17 protein-coding genes are annotated in these 17,573 nt (G+C 61.9%); 13 read left to right on the forward strand and 4 right to left on the reverse strand.

Going from position 1 to position 17,573, the window contains the following annotated elements; translation table 11 throughout:
- Positions 1-359: 359 nt before the first annotated feature.
- A complete protein-coding gene (locus J2Y41_RS16090; protein ID WP_224094028.1) occupies positions 360-992 on the reverse strand; it encodes a uracil-DNA glycosylase in 633 nt (210 codons plus the stop codon).
- A gap of 384 nt (positions 993-1,376) precedes the next feature.
- On the opposite strand from J2Y41_RS16090, the gene J2Y41_RS16095 reads away from it, so the two are divergent.
- The 7 genes from J2Y41_RS16095 to J2Y41_RS16125 all read left to right on the forward strand — a co-directional run bounded on the left by J2Y41_RS16095 (position 1,377) and on the right by J2Y41_RS16125 (position 7,587).
- Positions 1,377-1,994, forward strand: a complete 618-nt coding sequence (locus tag J2Y41_RS16095) for a SipW-dependent-type signal peptide-containing protein (RefSeq protein ID WP_309929933.1) — start codon at positions 1,377-1,379, stop codon at positions 1,992-1,994.
- Positions 1,995-1,997: 3 nt separating this feature from the next.
- Positions 1,998-2,657, forward strand: a complete 660-nt coding sequence (locus tag J2Y41_RS16100) for a SipW-dependent-type signal peptide-containing protein (RefSeq protein ID WP_309929935.1) — start codon at positions 1,998-2,000, stop codon at positions 2,655-2,657.
- Complete coding sequence (locus tag J2Y41_RS16105; protein ID WP_309929937.1) at positions 2,654-3,193, forward strand: signal peptidase I; 540 nt, start codon at positions 2,654-2,656, stop codon at positions 3,191-3,193. Before J2Y41_RS16100 ends, J2Y41_RS16105 begins: the two co-directional genes overlap by 4 nt.
- The gene (locus J2Y41_RS16110; protein WP_309929939.1) at positions 3,180-3,866 is read left to right on the forward strand and encodes a hypothetical protein; all 687 of its coding nucleotides are present in this window, start codon (positions 3,180-3,182) and stop codon (positions 3,864-3,866) included. The genes J2Y41_RS16105 and J2Y41_RS16110 overlap by 14 nt, the downstream gene beginning before the upstream one ends.
- A gap of 26 nt (positions 3,867-3,892) precedes the next feature.
- Positions 3,893-4,396, forward strand: coding sequence for a hypothetical protein (locus tag J2Y41_RS16115; RefSeq protein ID WP_309929941.1), 504 nt, complete (start codon positions 3,893-3,895; stop codon positions 4,394-4,396).
- 226 nt (positions 4,397-4,622) lie between these two features.
- Entirely contained in the window at positions 4,623-5,912 is a 1,290-nt protein-coding gene (locus tag J2Y41_RS16120) for an adenylosuccinate synthase (RefSeq protein ID WP_224094034.1), read from the forward strand.
- Between the two features lie 280 nt (positions 5,913-6,192).
- Positions 6,193-7,587, forward strand: a complete 1,395-nt coding sequence (locus J2Y41_RS16125) for an MFS transporter (protein ID WP_309930241.1) — start codon at positions 6,193-6,195, stop codon at positions 7,585-7,587.
- Here J2Y41_RS16125 and J2Y41_RS16130 read toward each other — a convergent pair.
- Positions 7,584-8,015 (reverse strand): DUF4440 domain-containing protein, encoded by a 432-nt coding sequence (locus J2Y41_RS16130; RefSeq protein ID WP_309929942.1) that lies wholly within the window; start codon positions 8,013-8,015, stop codon positions 7,584-7,586. The two genes, J2Y41_RS16125 and J2Y41_RS16130, sit on opposite strands and share 4 nt — an antisense overlap.
- A gap of 196 nt (positions 8,016-8,211) precedes the next feature.
- The gene (locus tag J2Y41_RS16135; protein WP_309929944.1) at positions 8,212-9,489 is read right to left on the reverse strand and encodes an MFS transporter; all 1,278 of its coding nucleotides are present in this window, start codon (positions 9,487-9,489) and stop codon (positions 8,212-8,214) included.
- Positions 9,490-9,587: 98 nt separating this feature from the next.
- Between J2Y41_RS16135 and J2Y41_RS16140 the strand changes: the two genes are divergently transcribed.
- The 4 genes from J2Y41_RS16140 to J2Y41_RS16155 all read left to right on the forward strand — a co-directional run bounded on the left by J2Y41_RS16140 (position 9,588) and on the right by J2Y41_RS16155 (position 14,026).
- Entirely contained in the window at positions 9,588-10,160 is a 573-nt protein-coding gene (locus J2Y41_RS16140; RefSeq protein ID WP_309929946.1) for a TetR/AcrR family transcriptional regulator, read from the forward strand.
- Positions 10,161-10,211: 51 nt separating this feature from the next.
- Positions 10,212-11,135 carry an NADP-dependent oxidoreductase gene (locus J2Y41_RS16145; RefSeq protein WP_309929948.1) on the forward strand — a complete coding sequence of 308 codons (924 nt, stop codon included), beginning with the start codon at positions 10,212-10,214 and terminating at the stop codon, positions 11,133-11,135.
- 91 nt (positions 11,136-11,226) lie between these two features.
- A complete protein-coding gene (locus J2Y41_RS16150) occupies positions 11,227-12,522 on the forward strand; it encodes a DUF6379 domain-containing protein (RefSeq protein ID WP_309929950.1) in 1,296 nt (431 codons plus the stop codon).
- Between the two features lie 25 nt (positions 12,523-12,547).
- Positions 12,548-14,026, forward strand: coding sequence for a DUF6379 domain-containing protein (locus J2Y41_RS16155; protein ID WP_309929952.1), 1,479 nt, complete (start codon positions 12,548-12,550; stop codon positions 14,024-14,026).
- A gap of 42 nt (positions 14,027-14,068) precedes the next feature.
- Here the strand turns inward: J2Y41_RS16155 and J2Y41_RS16160 are convergent, their stop codons facing one another.
- Entirely contained in the window at positions 14,069-15,010 is a 942-nt protein-coding gene (locus J2Y41_RS16160) for a LysR family transcriptional regulator (RefSeq protein WP_224094042.1), read from the reverse strand.
- Positions 15,011-15,267: 257 nt separating this feature from the next.
- Between J2Y41_RS16160 and J2Y41_RS16165 the strand changes: the two genes are divergently transcribed.
- A complete protein-coding gene (locus J2Y41_RS16165; protein ID WP_224094043.1) occupies positions 15,268-16,554 on the forward strand; it encodes an ABC transporter substrate-binding protein in 1,287 nt (428 codons plus the stop codon).
- Positions 16,555-16,612: 58 nt separating this feature from the next.
- Positions 16,613-17,572 (forward strand): carbohydrate ABC transporter permease, encoded by a 960-nt coding sequence (locus J2Y41_RS16170; RefSeq protein ID WP_224094044.1) that lies wholly within the window; start codon positions 16,613-16,615, stop codon positions 17,570-17,572.
- Position 17,573: the final 1 nt, after the last annotated feature.

Below are 17,573 nucleotides of genomic sequence, written 5' to 3' on the forward strand. Positions count from 1 at the left end.
CTGAACAACCTCAGCAACCAAACGACTTGAGAACTTCACCACGGCAATCGACACCCTTCAATAATCAGGTGTTGCGATCACCGCATGATTCGAAGCCTTCTAAACGCGCACAAATGCGACTCAGTTGGGTGCGAAGCGCGGGCGGCCCAGAGTAACCACCAGCGGCGTGTGCGTGACGGGGACCTGCGGGAGCATGCTGGTCGGCTAACGCCTTCACCTTCCCAACACAAGCACCCCAACGACGACGGCGGCCCTCACCAAAAGGTGGGGGCCGCCGTCGTTAGTGCGTTGTGGGGCCTGCTTTGCGTGCCTGGGCGTGTCCCAAGGGCGCAGAGCGGGCCCCGCAACGAAGGGGGAGACTAAGCCTTGCGGGGGATGCCCGTGCGCGCCATGGCCTCGGCGTAGGCGCCATGGATGGCGTCAAGGTATTCCTGCTGGCGGGCGGGTGTGCCTGCGAAGGAGCGGCCACCAAGGGAACGGACCTTGAAGGTCTTGAAGCCGCGGCGGGCGATGCTGGCAGGGGCGGCCTTCATCAGTTGGTCGGCAAGGCGGTGTGCCTCATTGCCGTGTGCCACAAGGGCTGAAGTGCGCGGCAGGATCGCGAGCAAGCGAAGGAGTGGCTTGAGGCCTTCGGTGATGTTGGCCGGCGTCAGCTTGCCCGGTTCCTCGTTGGGCTCGATCCAGGGGTACGCATTCCACGGCATCATGAGTTCGGGGCGGAGACCCAACTGCCACTGCATGCCGAGCATCCGGGTGGTTGCTTCTTCGTCACCGGGGGTGATGAAACCCTCGCCGGTGTTGGTGCGCTGGTTGGAGAAAAGGCTGACGATGCGGCAGTCATCCATGCTGTGGGCGGGGTCGATGTAGAGGACCTCGCTGCCTGGCTTCTGTTCCTTCAGGGAATCGCACAGACCGTTGACCTCGGCGATGTGGGGTTCGTAGCGGCGGTTCCAGAGGAGTTCTTCGGGTGATTCAGTCGCCAGGTCTTGCATCAGGGGTTTGGTCTCCTAGGTGTTACTGCGCGCACCTTTCCAAGGGGCCGCGGGCATGCCGCTGCCGAACCTCAAAGGGTGCTGTTGGGGGCTAACTAACCTTACCGGACTATGAGCGCGGGAGCACCCTGTTTCGGCGCGCCCCCAAATGAGACGCGGCGTGTTGCCCGGCAGCGTGGCGAACGTCTCGACGGCGGGAGGCGGATTCCGGGGCGTTGTCGAGCTTGAACATTAACCCATCTGTGCAGGTCAGGGTCGTTGACTTTGACCTGCACAGATGATGGGTTGGGGCTAATGGTTTTGGGGGACCCATTCTGGAACCTCCGACGCCAGGTACGAGTCTTCGATCGAGCATCATTCGCATCATCTACCTCGGGGGTAAACGTGGTTGCAACAACAGAAGCGTCACCAGAATCAGGGCAGCGTCCCGGCAAGGCTCCAAAGGTCCGCGCGATCCTGGCGGGTGGTTTGGTCCTCGGAATTGGCGCGGCGATCACACTGGCCGCGTGGAACGACTCCGAATTTGCCAAAGGCACGTTTACGGCGGGCGCCTTCAATCTTCAGGGCAGCACGGATGGAACGGCGTTTGGCGAGAATCCTGTGACGGGCCCGGCAACTCTTGGCTTTACGGCCAGCCCCACCAATCTCTCGCCCGGCGATGTGGTCACCGCACCATTCGCCGTCCGCTTGGATGCTGCGTCCAGCTACGACGCCACTGTCACTGTCTCAACCACAGCATCCACCGGTTCCCTGGCTGGCCTGACATATTCCCTCACCCAATCAGATGACTTCGGCTGTACTGAACCCGTCACGGCAACTTTGGTGACGGCCGGCCAAACGTTGGGTACGACGCCGGGCAGCATCACTTTCGCGCTTGCGCAGGGAGCGGGCACGGACCCTGGGGCGCCAGTAAATCTATGCTTCAGGATTACCGCAGATGCGGGCCTTGTCCAATCCCAAACCGGGACAACCACCTGGGAATTCGCCGCCCAATCGCAGTGATCCATGGGCTATCGACGAGCAAAGACCAAGCGCGGTGTGGTCCTTCTTCGCATCCGTGCACTGCTTGCGGGAGGCCTGGCATTGGGACTTGGCAGCTCCGTGACCCTGGCTTCGTGGACGGACAGTGACTTCGCAAGCAGTTCATTCGGCGCAAGCGTCTTCCAGACTGAATCCAATGTCACCAGCCCTTATGACGCCTTGGGGACATGGAGCACCAACGACGTTTCACCCGGTGCCACTTTGGTGTTCAATGCCAGCGCGATGAGCCCCGGCACGGTGTTCTATGCGCCGTTCGCTATCAGGACCAAAGCAAGGTCCGTGGCGGGGGAGGTGGTGCTCGGGATTCCCGTGGTGACCAGCAGCGGGACTGGAACAGCGGATCTGGGTGCGGCGCTGCGGTATCGGGTCGTGCGGTCAACCACGTGCCAGGCGTCGTCGTTCACTGGGAGCCCCGATTTCGTCGTGGGCAGCGACGGCGTCAAACCCTTGACCATGGGCCAGGCAGTCGGCGTCGTTAATCCGCTGGCGGCGGCCACTGCGACCCTGCCGGGGGAAGCCACGCACTTCTGCTTTGAAGTGTCGCTTCCGGCGGGCGCGAACAATGCGCTGCAGGGCCAGACAGCAACCGCGACCTGGCAGTTCACTGCCACCTCAAGCTCATGAGCCGGTCCGGCCGGTTTGAGCGCCGCTTGCGGGAGACGCTGCTGAACCTGGCTGCCGCGGGCGGCGCTGTCTGCCTTATCGCAGTGGTTCTCGCGGTGGCGTTCAACATCACCCTGATCCTGTTTAAAACCGGCTCCATGTCTCCCACTATCCCTGCAGGTTCGCTGGCCGTGGTTCGCGAGATTTCGGCTGCCGAGATCAAAACGGGTGACGTTGTTACGGTTGACCGGCCCGGAAAGCTGCCCATCACGCACAGGATCCAGAGCGTTGGGCCTGCGGAGGGAGCTGCCCGCACTATCACCATGAAAGGCGACGCCAACGCCGAGGCTGATCCGGCGCCCTACGTCGTGGAGCGGGTCCGGATTGTGCTCTGGTCCGTCCCCGGTCTGGCGTATCCCCTGGCTGCAGCGGCCAACCCGGTGGTGTTGGGCGCAACCACGGTCTGCGTAGCGGCGCTGGTGAGTTGGGTACTGTGGCCTCGAAGCGGATCCCGGCGCGGCCAGCGCCGCAAAAGAGGGCAACATGCTGCTGCCTAGGTTGGGGGCCCTTACCGGGCTGCTCGCTCTCTTGTTGTGTGCTGCCGTACCAGCCAACGCCCAGGAAGGACCTTCCGGTTGGTTGGAGCTCGACGCCGGTCCGACCGGGGAGGTGCACCGTCTCACCCCTGGTGGGACAGCGGATTGGGCGGTGGACGTGCATGCGCGGGGTGAGGGCGCCGGTTTGCTGGAAGTGTGGATCCAGCCGACCGAAACTGCAGGCCCGGATAGTGAATCCAGGGGGCTCCGGGACTACCTCAGCGTGCAATTGCGCTCCTGTGAACAGCCATGGAACGGCGCCATGTGCGCGAGCGGTGAACGGAGCTTGCTTGAGCCCACGGGCCTGCATCTCGCCGAGGGCTTGAGGATCGACCTCATGAAGGATGGCAGCACCTGGTCCAACGGATCGCACATCCTTGTGAGCGCGGCGCTCGCGGAGGACGTTCCCGCAGAGTTGCAAGGGGGCCGCACGCAGATTGTGCTGGGCGTTCTTGGCTCGGGTGACGCGGCTGGAGATCCCGTCCCCGGTGCGGTCACAGCACGTCCGGGCGGGCCGCCGTCGTCCATTGGCTTGGCCGATACCGGTGCCAGGCTGGGTGGCGCAGCGATGCTGGGCCTGCTTGCGGTAGCCACAGGCTTCGCTCTTGCCCGCTTGCGGGGTGCTCAGTCATGAAGAAGCGGCCCGGTAGGCTCGGTTCCGTGGCAGTAGCCTTGTCCCTGCTGATCTTCCCGTCCCTGCTCATCTCCGCCTCAAGCCCGCCGCCCACGACCGATGCGTCCTGGCAGCGGAGCGAATTCGGCAGGGGCAGCTTTGGGACCATCACGATTCCCCCGGCTACGTTGAATGGGCCTTGCGAATATCACCCGACGCTCCTCGGCGCCGGCGCTTACGTCAGGGTCTTTTGGAAACCCCCGGCCACGTACCCAAACCTGACGAACGCCGTCATTGATGTTCACCTGCTCACGGCAGGATCCACCGTGACCACCCTCCAGGGATATCCGGGAACTGCGAATACCACTGGCTCTTCGGCCGGCTACACCACGGACATTCCGGCCACACTCCTCGGCGGCATTCTTGGATTCAACACGCAGTTTCAAGTGGATATCTACATCTCAGCGGCCGGGTGGAAGTCCACGCCCGTGTCGGTCAGGGCCAATGCAGGCCTGGTCGCCGGCATCGGAGGATCCTGCACCAATCTCTGAATGGTCATCCCGGGTACTCCAAAACTTGGGCAAAACGTCCTCGGAAGGCTTCTTGACGCCAGAGTTTGAAGCCCCATCGGCTAAACTTGGCTGGTAAGAGCCCCGAAACTCTTGCGTACGCCGCCGCCCGCGGCAGGCTGCACCGGTAGGTCGGGGCATTCTCATGTACGGCGTCGAGTCCTGGCCATCCGGCTTGGTCTCGCCCGAAAGAATGGGGGAGGATCCCATGCCCGCTATCGTGATCGTCGGAGCCCAGTGGGGCGACGAAGGCAAAGGCAAAGCTACCGATCTGCTCGGTGGCCGTGTTGACTACGTGGTCAAGCCCAACGGCGGTAACAACGCCGGGCACACCGTGGTGGTTGGCGGTGAGAAGTATGAGCTGAAGCTCCTTCCCGCGGGCATTCTGAGCCCCAATGCCATTCCCATTATTGGCAACGGCTGTGTGGTGAACCTCGAGGCACTCTTCCAGGAAATTGACGGCCTTGAGGCCCGTGGCGCGGACACGTCCCGCCTGCGCGTTTCGGCCAACGCACACCTTGTGGCTCCATACCACCAGGTCCTGGACAAGGTCACGGAGCGCTTCCTCGGCAGCCGTGCCATCGGTACCACGGGTCGTGGCATTGGGCCGGCTTACATGGACAAGGTTGCCCGCCTGGGCATCCGCGTCCAGGACGTGTTCGACGAATCCATCCTCCGCCAGAAGGTGGAAGGTTCGCTGCGCCAGAAGAATGAACTCCTGGTCAAGGTCTACAACCGCCGCGACATCGTGGTGGATGAGATCGTTGAGTACTTCCTCTCCTTCGCTGAGCGCCTGCGCCCGCTGGTTATCGACAGCACGCTGGAGCTGAACAACGCGTTGGACGAGGGCAAGGTTGTACTCATGGAAGGTGGCCAGGCCACGTTCCTGGACGTTGACCACGGCACGTACCCGTTCGTCACCTCATCCAACCCGACGGCGGGCGGTGCTTCCGTTGGTTCGGGCATTGGTCCCACGCGGATTTCCCGTTCCATCGGCATCATCAAGGCCTACACCACACGCGTTGGTGCCGGCCCGTTCCCCACGGAACTCTTCGACGAGATGGGTGTGTACCTGCAGAAGACGGGTGGCGAATTCGGTGTGAACACCGGCCGTCCCCGCCGCTGCGGTTGGTACGACGCCGTGTTGGCCCGCCATGCTTCCCGCGTCAACGGCTTCACTGACTACTTCGTGACCAAGCTGGACGTCCTCACGGGCATCGAGCAGATCCCGGTTTGCGTTGCCTACGATGTTGACGGTGTCCGCCATGATGAAATGCCGATGACGCAGACCGAGTTCCACCACGCAGTTCCGATCTTCGAGTACTTCGACGGCTGGACCGAGGACATCACCGGCGCCCGCACGCTCGAAGACCTTCCGGAGAACGCCCGCAACTACGTGCTGGCCTTGGAAAAACTCTCCGGCACGCGCTTCTCGGCCATCGGCGTCGGCCCTGACCGGGACCAGACCATCGTGGTTCACGATCTGATCAACGACTAGATTTTTCTGAATTTACGACGACGGCGGGTCACCCCTGGTTCCACGTTGGAGCCAGCGGATGGCCCGCCGTCGTTATTGCCAGCCCTCCGCTGATCGACGGAGGGCGTTCCGGTTCGTGCCCCGGGACTATTTCGGCGGCCCTCGCGGTTACGCCATTCGGGGCCGAAAGCTATGTTCGCGAACACGCCGAGATGACGACGGGACGGGATAAGTGACTACAGAAACTACTGCCGACGGAGTCGGGTTCCGTTCCGGCCGGGGACCCATCCTCATTGCCCTAATGCTCTCGACCGGGCTGGTGGCCATTGATGCGACGATAGTTGCCACGGCGGTGCCGTCGATTGTGGATGACATCGGCGGTTTCACGTCTTTTCCCTGGCTCTTTTCGGCCTACCTGTTGGCGCAGGCCGTCTCCGTGCCCGTCTACGCCAAACTATCTGACGTGGTAGGCCGCAAGCCGATCATCCTCAGCGGGATCGGCCTGTTCCTCCTGGGTTCCATCTTGTGCGGGCTGGCTTGGAGCATGCCCGCCCTCATCGCTTTCCGTGTGCTTCAGGGCCTGGGCGCCGGAGCCGTGCAGCCGGTGTCGATCACTATCGCCGGGGATATTTACACACTCGCTGAGCGGGCGAAAGTCCAAGGCTACCTCGCGAGCGTCTGGGCCGTTTCTTCCGTGGTGGGACCGACGCTGGGTGGCATTTTTTCCTCGCTTGGCATCTGGCGCTGGATCTTCTTCATCAACATCCCGCTGTGTCTTCTGGCCGGATGGATGCTGGTCCGCACATTCCACGAGAACGTCGAGCGGACGAAACACCGGGTCGATTACCTGGGAGCAGGGCTCCTGACGGTCGCGTTGAGCCTGCTCATCCTGGGAGCGCTTGAGGGCGGCCAAGCCTGGCCTTGGAACTCCTCCATAAGCATCACGGTCTTTGCCGTCGGGGCCTTGGTGTTCGTCGCCTTCCTCTTCGTTGAAAGGAAGGCGGCTGAGCCTGTCCTCCCACCGTGGGTTGTTTCCCGCCGGCTACTGGTGACGACGGCGTTGATCTCCTTTGGCGTCGGCGCAGCCATGCTTGGTCTCACCTCATACGTCCCAACGTTCCTTGAAGGAGCGCTGGCGACTTCCCCGGTGTTTGCCGGACTCGCTTTGGCAGCCTTGACGATCGGCTGGCCAATCAGCGCGTCCCAGGCTGGCCGGTTCTACCTCCGGATCGGGTTCCGAAGGACGGCTTTGATCGGTATTTCCGTGACGGTCATCGGCGCTGCCGTGCTTGCCCTCACCGCCTCATCACCCAACGTGTTGTTGGTGGCCGTGGCCTGCTTCATTGTTGGCCTGGGACTCGGGTTGGTCGCGACGCCGAGCCTGATCGCGGCGCAGGCGAGCGTTGAATGGAACGAACGCGGGGTAGTTACCGGCACGAATCTTTTTGCCCGTTCCATCGGTAGTTCGATTGGTGTGGCCGTTTACGGTGCGATCGCCAATGCCATTTACGCAGGCGGCCCCAGCGGCGGCCCCGATCCGCAAACAACGGTGTCCGCTTCCACCGCTGTCTTCCTGGCCGTGCTGGTGAGTGCCGTGCTTACGGTCATTGCCGTCGTCGCCATGCCCTCCAAGGCGGACAGTTCCATCACGGCCCAGACAGCTGCCAAGACCGTCGTTGCGCCCTCGCAGGATTAGGACCGGCCGCTGGGCACCGTGTCTTCCGGGCTGACGAAGTCGGTGTGTTCGTGGATGACTTTCCATTCACCGTCCTCGCGTCGGAAGACGCTGGTGGCTCGAAGAGCGAACGGGCGGGGAGCGCTTCCGTCAATTGTGCCGGTGAAGCGGACTATGGCGGCGGTGTACGCCATGTCTCCCACGACGTCGAACGCCATAACGTCCAACGTGACGTCTCGGCCTCCTGCAAGCCGGGCTGCTACCCGCCGAAATGTCGGTTCCAGCTGGGTCCACCCTGCGGTGGAGACGCCCACTGCTCCAAACAGGCTTACTGGCTCCCGGTGGGACCACATTTCAATGCGGCGCGAGGGGTCCCCAGTGACAAGAGCGGCCTCCGCAGCATGCAGGGCAGGTTCAGCCCATGCAAGGAATTCCTCCCGGGGATCCATGGTTCCTCCTCCACAAGGGCGGGTTTCTCACAGCGTCCTCCCTGAGCAACGGCGAGTCAACGGAAACGGCCAGTCAACGGAAACGGACGGTCAACGGACGTGAAGCATCCGGTGTGGAACGCTCGACGGCGGCAGGCGGCGTTGCGCTGATGAGCGGCCGCCCGCCGTCGTACTCCCACAAAGTCGGCGGCAGGTATTAATCCGGCCGGCTGCTGGCCGTCACTGTGGATCGCGCCGGGGCAGGCTTGGGAGTGGACTCAGACTTCAACAGCACCGCTTGGATGACGATGCCCACGGCAGCGAAGGCAGAGAGGGTCACTCCGTATGCAAGCAAAGTTGGCACGAGGCCCCACACGGGTGCGAGTTGGCCGGCGATGATCACTGGCAGACTGAAGGCAAGGTAGGCGGCCGCGTAAATGCTGGCGAATACGCCGGCGCGCTGATGCGGCTGAATGTGCGGTGCGATCAGCCGGATCTGTCCACCGAACGATCCGCCGAACCCAATTCCGCCCAGTACTGCCCCAATCCAGACCGCGGGCAGCCAGGTTGCATTGATTCCGAAGAGGACCGCCAGGATCCCGAGCAGAATGAAGGAGACCCCGGCCAGTGAGCTGTGTCGGGCGGGATGGCGGCCAAATGCAAAGGTTGCCACCGCGGCTGAGAACGGGCCAAGGAAAGCGGTGAAACCCGCCACCAGGCCACCGTCCAGCGCAAAGTGGAGCCGGAGCAGCACTGGCGAGAGGCCAAGGAAGAAGGCTGGAAACATCCACCCGGCGATGTGAAGGGGGAGGCCTGCGGCGAACTCTCGGCGTATTTTGCCGGGAATGCTCAGGCGCGGGGTGAGGGAACGGACTGCACCTGGGCGTTTCACTGCCGTCTCGGAGGTGAAGCTGACAAAGACGATGCCGAGGATCATTACGCCGGTGAGAATGGCGAAAATGAGCAGGTTGGCGTCCGCTGTGAACTGAACCGCGGCGCCCGTTATGAGGGCTCCAATGCCAAGACCACCAGCCACCGACGCGCCCGCAAGGCCGCCAGCGAGCTTCTTAAGGTGGGACGGTGCCTGCTCGGCGATGGCTGCGTTGAATGCGCCGGTCGCAATGCCAGTGGCGATTCCTTGGAGGGCCCGGGCGATGATTACCCAGGTAATGGTGGATGCAACCATGAAGGCGATCATGGCACTCAGCTCGGTGTAGAGCGCAAGCAGCATGACGGGGCGCCTGCCAAGGTGATCCGAAAGTGAGCCTCCCACCAGCAGCGCTGCCAACAGGCCTATTGCGTAGATGGCGAAGGCAAGGCTAAGGGTGCCGGCCGAAAAGCCCCACTCCTGTTGGCGGAGCGAGAGCAATGGCGTGGGTGCCCCGGCCGCGAAAAAGAATGCGGCGAAGACCAACGCAAGCCCGGGGAAAGCCGCTTTGGCTGGAAAAGTGCGGGGCGGCCGCGAAGGGCGGGATGGCGACAATGTACGGGACAAGTGAAGACTCCTTAGACAGAACGGTCTAATGCCAGTTAGACAGGTCTGTGCAATAAAGTCAAGAACTTTTAGACAGATCTGTCTGATATGCTTTGTGCATGGCCTCCACCAAGCTTCCGGCTCGGCAGCGTCTCCTCGATGCCGCAGACAAGTTGTTTTATGCCGAGGGTGTCCACACCGTTGGCATTGACCGCCTCATCGAAGAGGCAGGCGTAGCCAAGGGCTCGCTCTTCTACAATTTTTCGGGCAAGGACGATCTTGTTGCCGCCTACCTGGAGGGCCGCGACCGTCAACGGCGCGAACGCATAGCCAGGCATCAGGCCGGGCTTGACGAGCCCACGGCGAAATTGCTGGCCATCTTTGACTCCCTTCACGAAGCGGTGACCTCGCCCGGATACAAAGGTTGTCCGTTTGCCAATGCCAACGCAGAAGCCCTTCCGGGAAGCGTCGAGGCTGAAGCCCTGAAAACGTTTCGCGGTTGGCTTTCCGACGCAATCCTCTCGCTCTGCGAAGAGGCTCGGTTTGCCGATCCGGCAGATGTCGCAGCGCGCATCCGCCTGCTCTATGACGGGGCGGTCTCTAATTCGCACCTGGACGCCCAGCCGGGGGCTGTCCGGTTGGCCAAGGAGCTGGCTTCCATGGTTCTGGAAAACGCACCCCGCGCCCTCTGACATTGGGCTCCGATAGGAATAGGCTCGCGGAGCAGGCAGTTGTCGCTAACCATGAAGGCAATTACCTATAGCGAGTACGGAAACCCGGACGTCCTGGAGCTGACTGATCAGCCGATGCCCAAAGTGGGTCCAGGTATGGTCCTGGTGAAGGTGAAGGCGGCGTCGGTAAATCCGGTCGACTGGAAGATCATGGCCGGCTACTTGGACTCCTTCATGGACCTTCAGTTCCCGGCCATTCCGGGCTGGGACGTGGCGGGCGTTGTGGAATCGGTGGGAATTGACGCCCCGCAATTTCAGCCCGGGGATGAGGTTATTGCCTATGGCCGCAAGGACTACGTTCACGGGGGAAGTTTTGCTGAATACATTGCGCTCCCGGAGCGGCTTCTCGCCAGGAAGCCGGACTCCCTGGATTGGAACGAGTCGGCCGGACTTCCTTTGGCCGGGCTCACAGCTTTCCAGGTACTCAATCGTCTCGGGCTCAAAACAGGCGAGACGGTTTTGATCCATGGCGGTTCTGGCGGGGTCGGATCCCTCGGTGTTCAGATCGCCGCGGCGCTCGGCGCGAGGGTCATCGCGACAGCGTCCCCAAAGAACCACGACTTTCTCCGCTCGCTTGGCGCGGAACCTGTTGCATACGGTGAAGGGCTTGTCGGGAGGGTGCGGGCCTTGCAGCCTGATGGTATTGATGTCGTGGCCGACTTTGTGGGTGGAAACCTCGAGGCGACCCTGAAGGTCCTGTCCGAAGGAGGCCGGCATGCATCCATTGCAGACAGTGAGGTGGAGGCGCATGGCGGAACCTGGATGTGGGTGAATCCCGTCGGTGCCGAACTGCAGCAGCTCGCTGACCTGGTAGATGAACATGGGATCCGGGTAGAGGTGGCGGAGGCGCTTCCCTTGGCCAAGGCTGCGGATGCCTTCCGGCTCAATATGGAGGGACATACACGCGGAAAGATCGTAGTAAGAGTGGCGTCTTAGTCCGCGACTTCAGTTTGATCCAAGCTTACTTATGTTCAATTCATACCTAAGTAGGTTATGCTCTTCCTATCCCACCTAGGAAAGAGCAAAGATGCTTCTTGAACGAGACCTCCTTCAAGCCACTGGCTTCCGCAATGTCCACGAAGGTGACCGCGTTACTGGATTTCAGTTCAGGGTGCGCATGCCTTCCTATCGCGGCATGGCTGCCTCCCTCATCGACGGCATCTCCGTCAGGGTAGGAAACCATGTGGACGTACCTGCCGGGGTTCCGCTCTGGACCCTGGGCGGGAAGACATACACCCTCCGCGAACTCTGGGCGAGCGAAGGGGTGCGCTGGCAGCTGGAGGAAGCCGCAACGGTGACTGTGCCGTTGGAGGGAGGCCTCCCGCAAGGGGTCCATGATGTGCACATCGAGTTGAAGCTCCGCATGTCCTACATCCCGATCGAGCATCAGCCAACTGTCCACCGCGCTTCCCGGCACATCACACTGGCGCCGGAAGGCGGCGGAGGCGGCGTGTTCCAATATGGCGTATCCCTCTACAGCTTCATGCATGACTACGGAACGGTCCTGGACCTTGAAACCGCCTTGGCGGCGGTGGCAGATACCGGCGCCACCGGCGTCGAGATTTTGGGGGAGGGTCATGTGCCCAACTATCCGGAGCCCACGGCCGCCTGGATTGACCAGTGGTTCGCCTTGCTGGAGAAGTACTCGCTCGAGCCGACCAATTACGGCTCGTGGATCGATACGCGGCTACACCCCGGCCGGCACATGACTGCCCAGGAGGGTGCCGCCGCGTTGCAGCGTGACCTCAGGCTGGCCAACCGTCTGGGCTTTGGTTTCGTCCGTCCCAAGATCGGAGTTGTCTCCAGCGACCTGATCCCGGACCCCATCTGGACCGGGTCCGTGGAGCGTTCCCTGGATCTTGCCCATGAACTGGGGGTGGTTATCTGCCCCGAAATCCACTCGCCTACGCCCATCAAGCACCCGGTGGTGGACGATTACATTGCCCTCATCGAACGCACGGGAACCAAGAACTTTGGCCTGTTGATCGACACTGGAATCTTCCAGGACCGGCCCATCCCGTTGCGGGAGGGTGAGACCAGGGAAACCAGGCCTGCCTTCCTCGACGGCATCGGAGTGGATCCGGCAGACTTTGCCGACGTCGCGCAGTACGTCGTGTTTGTCCAAGCCAAATTCCACGATATCGATGAACAGCTGGAAGACCAGCAGATTCCGTGGCGTCCCGTCCTCAAGGCCCTGAACGACGCTGGATACAACGGCTACTTGTCCAGCGAGTACGAGGGCGAGAGGACCCCCTGGCGCTCCATTGAGCAGGTTCGCCGCCAGCATTCGCTGATCCGCAAGATCGCATCCGAACTCGCCTGACCACCCAAAGTAAGAGAAGAAACAAATGCCCAACGGACTGATTCAAGAAGACAGCCTGCGAGCCCACCCTGAAGGCCTCGCTTTGTCGCTGACCCTTCCCTGGTACCGGAGCCTCTGGCTCTCATCCGTCTCCACCCTGAAGCTGACAGTGGACGGTGAGGAGGTTCCGCAGCAGGACCTCTCCTTCGAGCTTGGCGGAAAGACGTACGCCCTGGCGGAACTTCCGGCGCAAGCTGAAACCCTGTGGTTCCTGCAGGAGCACCCGCGCCTTATTGCGCGTCGGCCGGTACCTGTGGAACCGGGGGAGCAGCACGCCATCCGAATCTTCGGTGAGCTGCGCCTTCCATACATGCAGATCGCGGCTGGACAGGATGGCGGGCCGGGTATGTACGTGCCCAACTTCGTCAGCCAGGCCCTTGAGCTGACGGTTGTGGACCGCGACGCACCCGCACCTGAAACCACGACGCCGGTCACGCCACCACCGCCGAAAGCGGACCAGGATCCGTTCTCCTTGGGGTTGACCCTCTACTCGGCGAGTGCGGAGTTCCGGGCAGGATGGTACGACTTCGATGGGTTGCTGAACAGGGTGGCGGATCTCGGAATCGGACCCGGCATCGAAATTGTCGCTTCCCAGGTGCTGCCCACTTACCCCACAGTGAGCGATGACTTCGCCAAGTCCTGGCATGCAGCCTTCGACAAACACGGTTTTGACGCCAGCTCCTTCGGTGCCAACCTGGACATGGGCCGCCGTCGGGACCGCGATATGACGCCGGACGAAGAATACGAATTTACGGAGACGCTCTTCCGCGGGGCAAAGAAGCTGGGATTTCCGCTGGTCCGGATCCAGAGTGCCAAGCCGGAGCTGCTGCGCCGACTGCTCCCTCTTGCCGAACAATTGGAGCTCAAGCTGGCGTACGAGATCCATGCTCCCTTGGGTCCGAATTCCCCCGAGATCATGAAAGTCCGGGACGTTTACGACGAATTGGATTCTCCTTTGCTGGGCTTCGTGGCCGATTTTTCTTCCACCATGCACAGCATGTCTCCAACATTGTTGCGGGCCGTTTCGCGGGCCGGACTGGATGAAGAAGCGCTGGAGCGCCTGCAGGCCATCTGGTCCACGGAGGCCTCAATGCGGGAGCGCCAGGAAGAGTTCATCGGGTACCTCCGGAGCCGGGACTTTGATCCCGCCCGGCTCGGCTCCTTCGCGCACCTCGCTTTCAATATGCACGGACATGTCAGCCCGGGCGATTGGGCGGACATCATGCCGCAGATCATGCACGTGCACGCGAAGTTCTACGACATCGACGACGACGGCAACGAACCCGCCATCGATTACCCGGAACTCGTCCGCGTGTTCGTGGAAGGCGGGTACCGGGGCTATTGGTCCAGTGAATGGGAAGGGCATGCCTTCGCCGAGTTGGGTGAGGTGGATCCCTTACTGCTGGTTCGGAAGCAGCATGACCTCATCAGGCGCAGCATGCGTGCCGCGGTGGCCAAGGTCTGACGCACGAGCTCCCTGCAGCCCGGCCGGTTCTCCGGCCGGGCTCTACGCTTTGGGCTCGGTTTCGGCAGCGACGATCGCGGCGGCTTCTTCGAAGAGGCCGCGCATCCAAATGTGCTCGGAGTCGGCGTTGTGGACGGGATGCCACCACAGGGCGTTGACCAACGGTGTTGCCGGAAACGGCAGCGGCAGGATCCGGACGCCGCCCAAGCGACGGGCAATGGGGGCCAGGGCTGCCTGGATGAGCCCGATCCTGTTTGTTCCTGCGACGAAGTGTGGGAGTGCCTGGAAACTCTCCACTACTACTTCCACGCGCGGCTCAATGCCCAACTGCTGAATTTGGCGCTCGGCGGACGTGAATGCTGAGCGCGACTGATAGGTCATGACCCACGGCAGGTTGGCGATGTTGTCCATGGAGACCTCCTCGCCCACTTCCTGGTTGGTTTCTGAAACTACGGCAAGCCAATCGTCGCGCCACAAATCCACGAACGGGAGGCCCGTGAGGATCCCGTGGGGAATAACCATGCCGTCTGCCGCCCTCAAGCGGTTGGCGGCGTCCTCGACTACCACGGGATTGTGAAGCATGAACCGGAAGCGGACTCCCGGGGCACGCTCTGCTGCGAGTTCCGAAACAACCCGCCCAACCGTGGTGAAACCGTAGTCCGATCCATAGATGGAAAACTCCCGCGCCGATTCATTGGGTTCCCAGCTGGCTTGGCTCTCGAAGACGCGGCGGGCGGCGTCGAGGGCCAATGTGGTGTGCTCGGCCAGCCTTAGGGCGAACGGGGTTAGCTCGTAGGTGTTCCCCCGGCGGGCAAGGATCGGATCGCCAAAGTGGTTCCTGAGGCGGGCCAATGAAGCACTCAAGGCTGGCTGGCTCAAATGCAGGCGCTCGGCCGCACGGGTCACGCTGCGTTCGGTAATGAGGGCATCCAGGGACGTCAGCAGGTTGAGGTCGAGCCTGGAAAGCAGGGCGTGGTCCGTCACGACGGCAATCCTTTGAGTCGGGGCCTTGGGAAACAGAAGGCGTAGCAGGACCAGTGTATCCACGGCCCTGATGACGTTTCCGTTGTGGACCTGAAGCGCCTCACAGAGATACGAGGGTCATGCCTTTACCCGAAACAGCCGTACTTATGTGCGGCATTCGAAATACTTATGTGTCTTTCTGGCAAATGCCGTGCATACTGATGAGTGACGGGGGTCACGGCGCTCCCGATAAGACAAAGAAGTCAGAAAGGCTGAAAATGACACAGCACCGCTTTCGAGGACTGAAGCTCGGCGTTCTCGTCATCCCAACCGCTGCTGCACTTGCACTGACAGGCTGCTCAGGCTCTACCACCGCCGGCAGCGCGGGAGGTTCCAAGGAGTTCTCCTTGACGTTCGCTACCTCCAACACCATTGAGAGCCCGTTCCAGAAGCTTGGCGAGCAGTACATGGCAGCGCACCCGGACGTGAAGATCACGTTCAATGCGCAGCCGAACGATTCCTACGACCAGACCGTCCGCACACAGTTGCAGGCCGGCAACGCCTCGGACGTCATTGTGACGTCGCCCGGATCGGGAACAGGCCGAAGCATCCTTCCACTGGTCGATGCAAACTTCCTCGAACCCCTGGATGATTCGGCCAAGAAGTTGGTTCCAGTGGGCAGTGAAGCCTTGTTCGGCAAGGACGGCAAGGTCTACGGGCAGGCTGCCGAAATGACCGTCGTCGGGCTGGTGACCAATGAGACCGCAGCCAAGGCCTCCGGCGTCTCCGATTTCCCCAGCGACTTCTCGTCCTTGGAAAAGCAGTGCTCCTCGCTCAGTTCTTCCGGCAAGTCATTCTTTGCCCTGGCCGGCTCAGCCGCACCCAACACCGGCCTGATGGCCATGTCCCTCGCGGCCTCCCGGGTTTACGCTGAGGATCCCAAGTGGAACGAAAAGCGTGTGAGTAAGGAAACCACCTTCGCCGACTCCCAAGGCTGGAAGGACGCGCTGCAGGCCGTCGTCAAGCTCAACGAAGCAGGTTGCTTCCAGAAGGGCGCAGCGGGCGCCGGCTTCGACGCCATCACCAAGGGCCTCGCGAGTGGCTCTTCCCTTGCCGGCTTCATCCCTGCTCCTTCGTGGAAGCAGCTCAAGACGGCAGCGGCTAATTCCGACTTTGCAGTCCGCGCGCTTCCGTCCGAGCAGAGCTCCGACAAGGGCTTCGTTTATGCCAGCGCGAACTACTCCTTCTCCATCAATGCCGCTTCCAAGAACAAGGATGCTGCCAAGGCCTTCCTTGATTGGGCTGCCGAACCTGAGCAGACCAAGGCGTTCGCGGAGATTGATGGCGCACTTCCCGTTAGCGGTTTGGACAGCTACGACTACGCATCCGGCGCTTACAAGAACGTCGGGGACCTCATCAAGGACGGCAAGTACGGCCCGCTTCCCAACAGCCAGTGGCCGAACTCCTCTGTCTACGATGCCCTCGCAACGGGTGTTCAGGGTCTCCTGACAGGCCAGAAGTCGGTTGACCAGGTGCTGCAGGCCATGGATGCGGCCTGGGGCTAAGACCAGATAAGAACCCCACCGAAGTTCCGACGACTCAAAGGGACGAGCAAGGATTACCATGACTGCGACGATGCAATCGAAAACCGAAGCAGCTGACGCTTCCCGGCGAGGCAGGCGAAACCCGGGAGCGGCCCGAAAGGTCCGTTCCCGGGGTGGGTCCCTGCAGTTCGGCCACTGGTGGTGGGCGCTCCCCGGGATCGCCCTCGTCATCGCCATCCACTACGTAGCCACCGGAATTGGCGGCTACTTCGCCTTCACCAACTGGACCGGTATCGGCTCCTTCAAAGTGGTTGGCTTGGCAAACTTCGAGGCAATCTTCAAGGATCCGACCAAGCTTGGGGCCTTGCTGAATACCCTCTTCCTGGCCTTTTCCTCCGTATTTATCAGCAACGTTGCCGGCCTCTTCATCGCCCTGGGCCTGAACCGGGTAATAAAGACACGGTACGTACTGCGCACGTTGTTCTTCATGCCCGTGGTCCTCAGCCCGCTGGCAACGGCCTACATCTGGAAGTACATCTTCGATTTCGACGGTCCCATCAATGTCTTCCTCGCCTCGATCGGCGCTGGTGACCTGGCCAAGCCGTGGTTGGCGGACCCGCAATGGGCCATCTGGACAGTACTGATTGTCCTGGTCTGGGGCAGCACCGGTTTCGCCATGGTGATCTTCATGGCAGGCCTGGCAGGCGTTCCCGTGGAAATCGAGGAGGCCGCGGCCATCGACGGCGCCAACATGTGGCAGCGCTTCTGGAACGTCACCCTTCCAGCTATCCGTCCGGCCGTAGCCATCGCATCAACCCTGGGCATTGTTCAGGGGCTCCGGGTCTTCGACCCCATCATGGCACTCACCGGCGGAGGCCCGGCAGGCGCCACTGAAACCCTTGCCACGCAGGTCTACAAGCAGGCATTTGCGCTCGGCAACTTCGGCGGCGGCGCCGCCCTGGCCCTGGTGCTGGCCGTCATCATCCTGTTCTTCGCCGTAATCCAGCAGCGGCTGACGCGATCGAACCCCGAGGACTAAC

It is taken from the genome of Arthrobacter sp. 1088 (assembly GCF_031455315.1).
GTDB lineage: Bacteria > Actinomycetota > Actinomycetes > Actinomycetales > Micrococcaceae > Arthrobacter.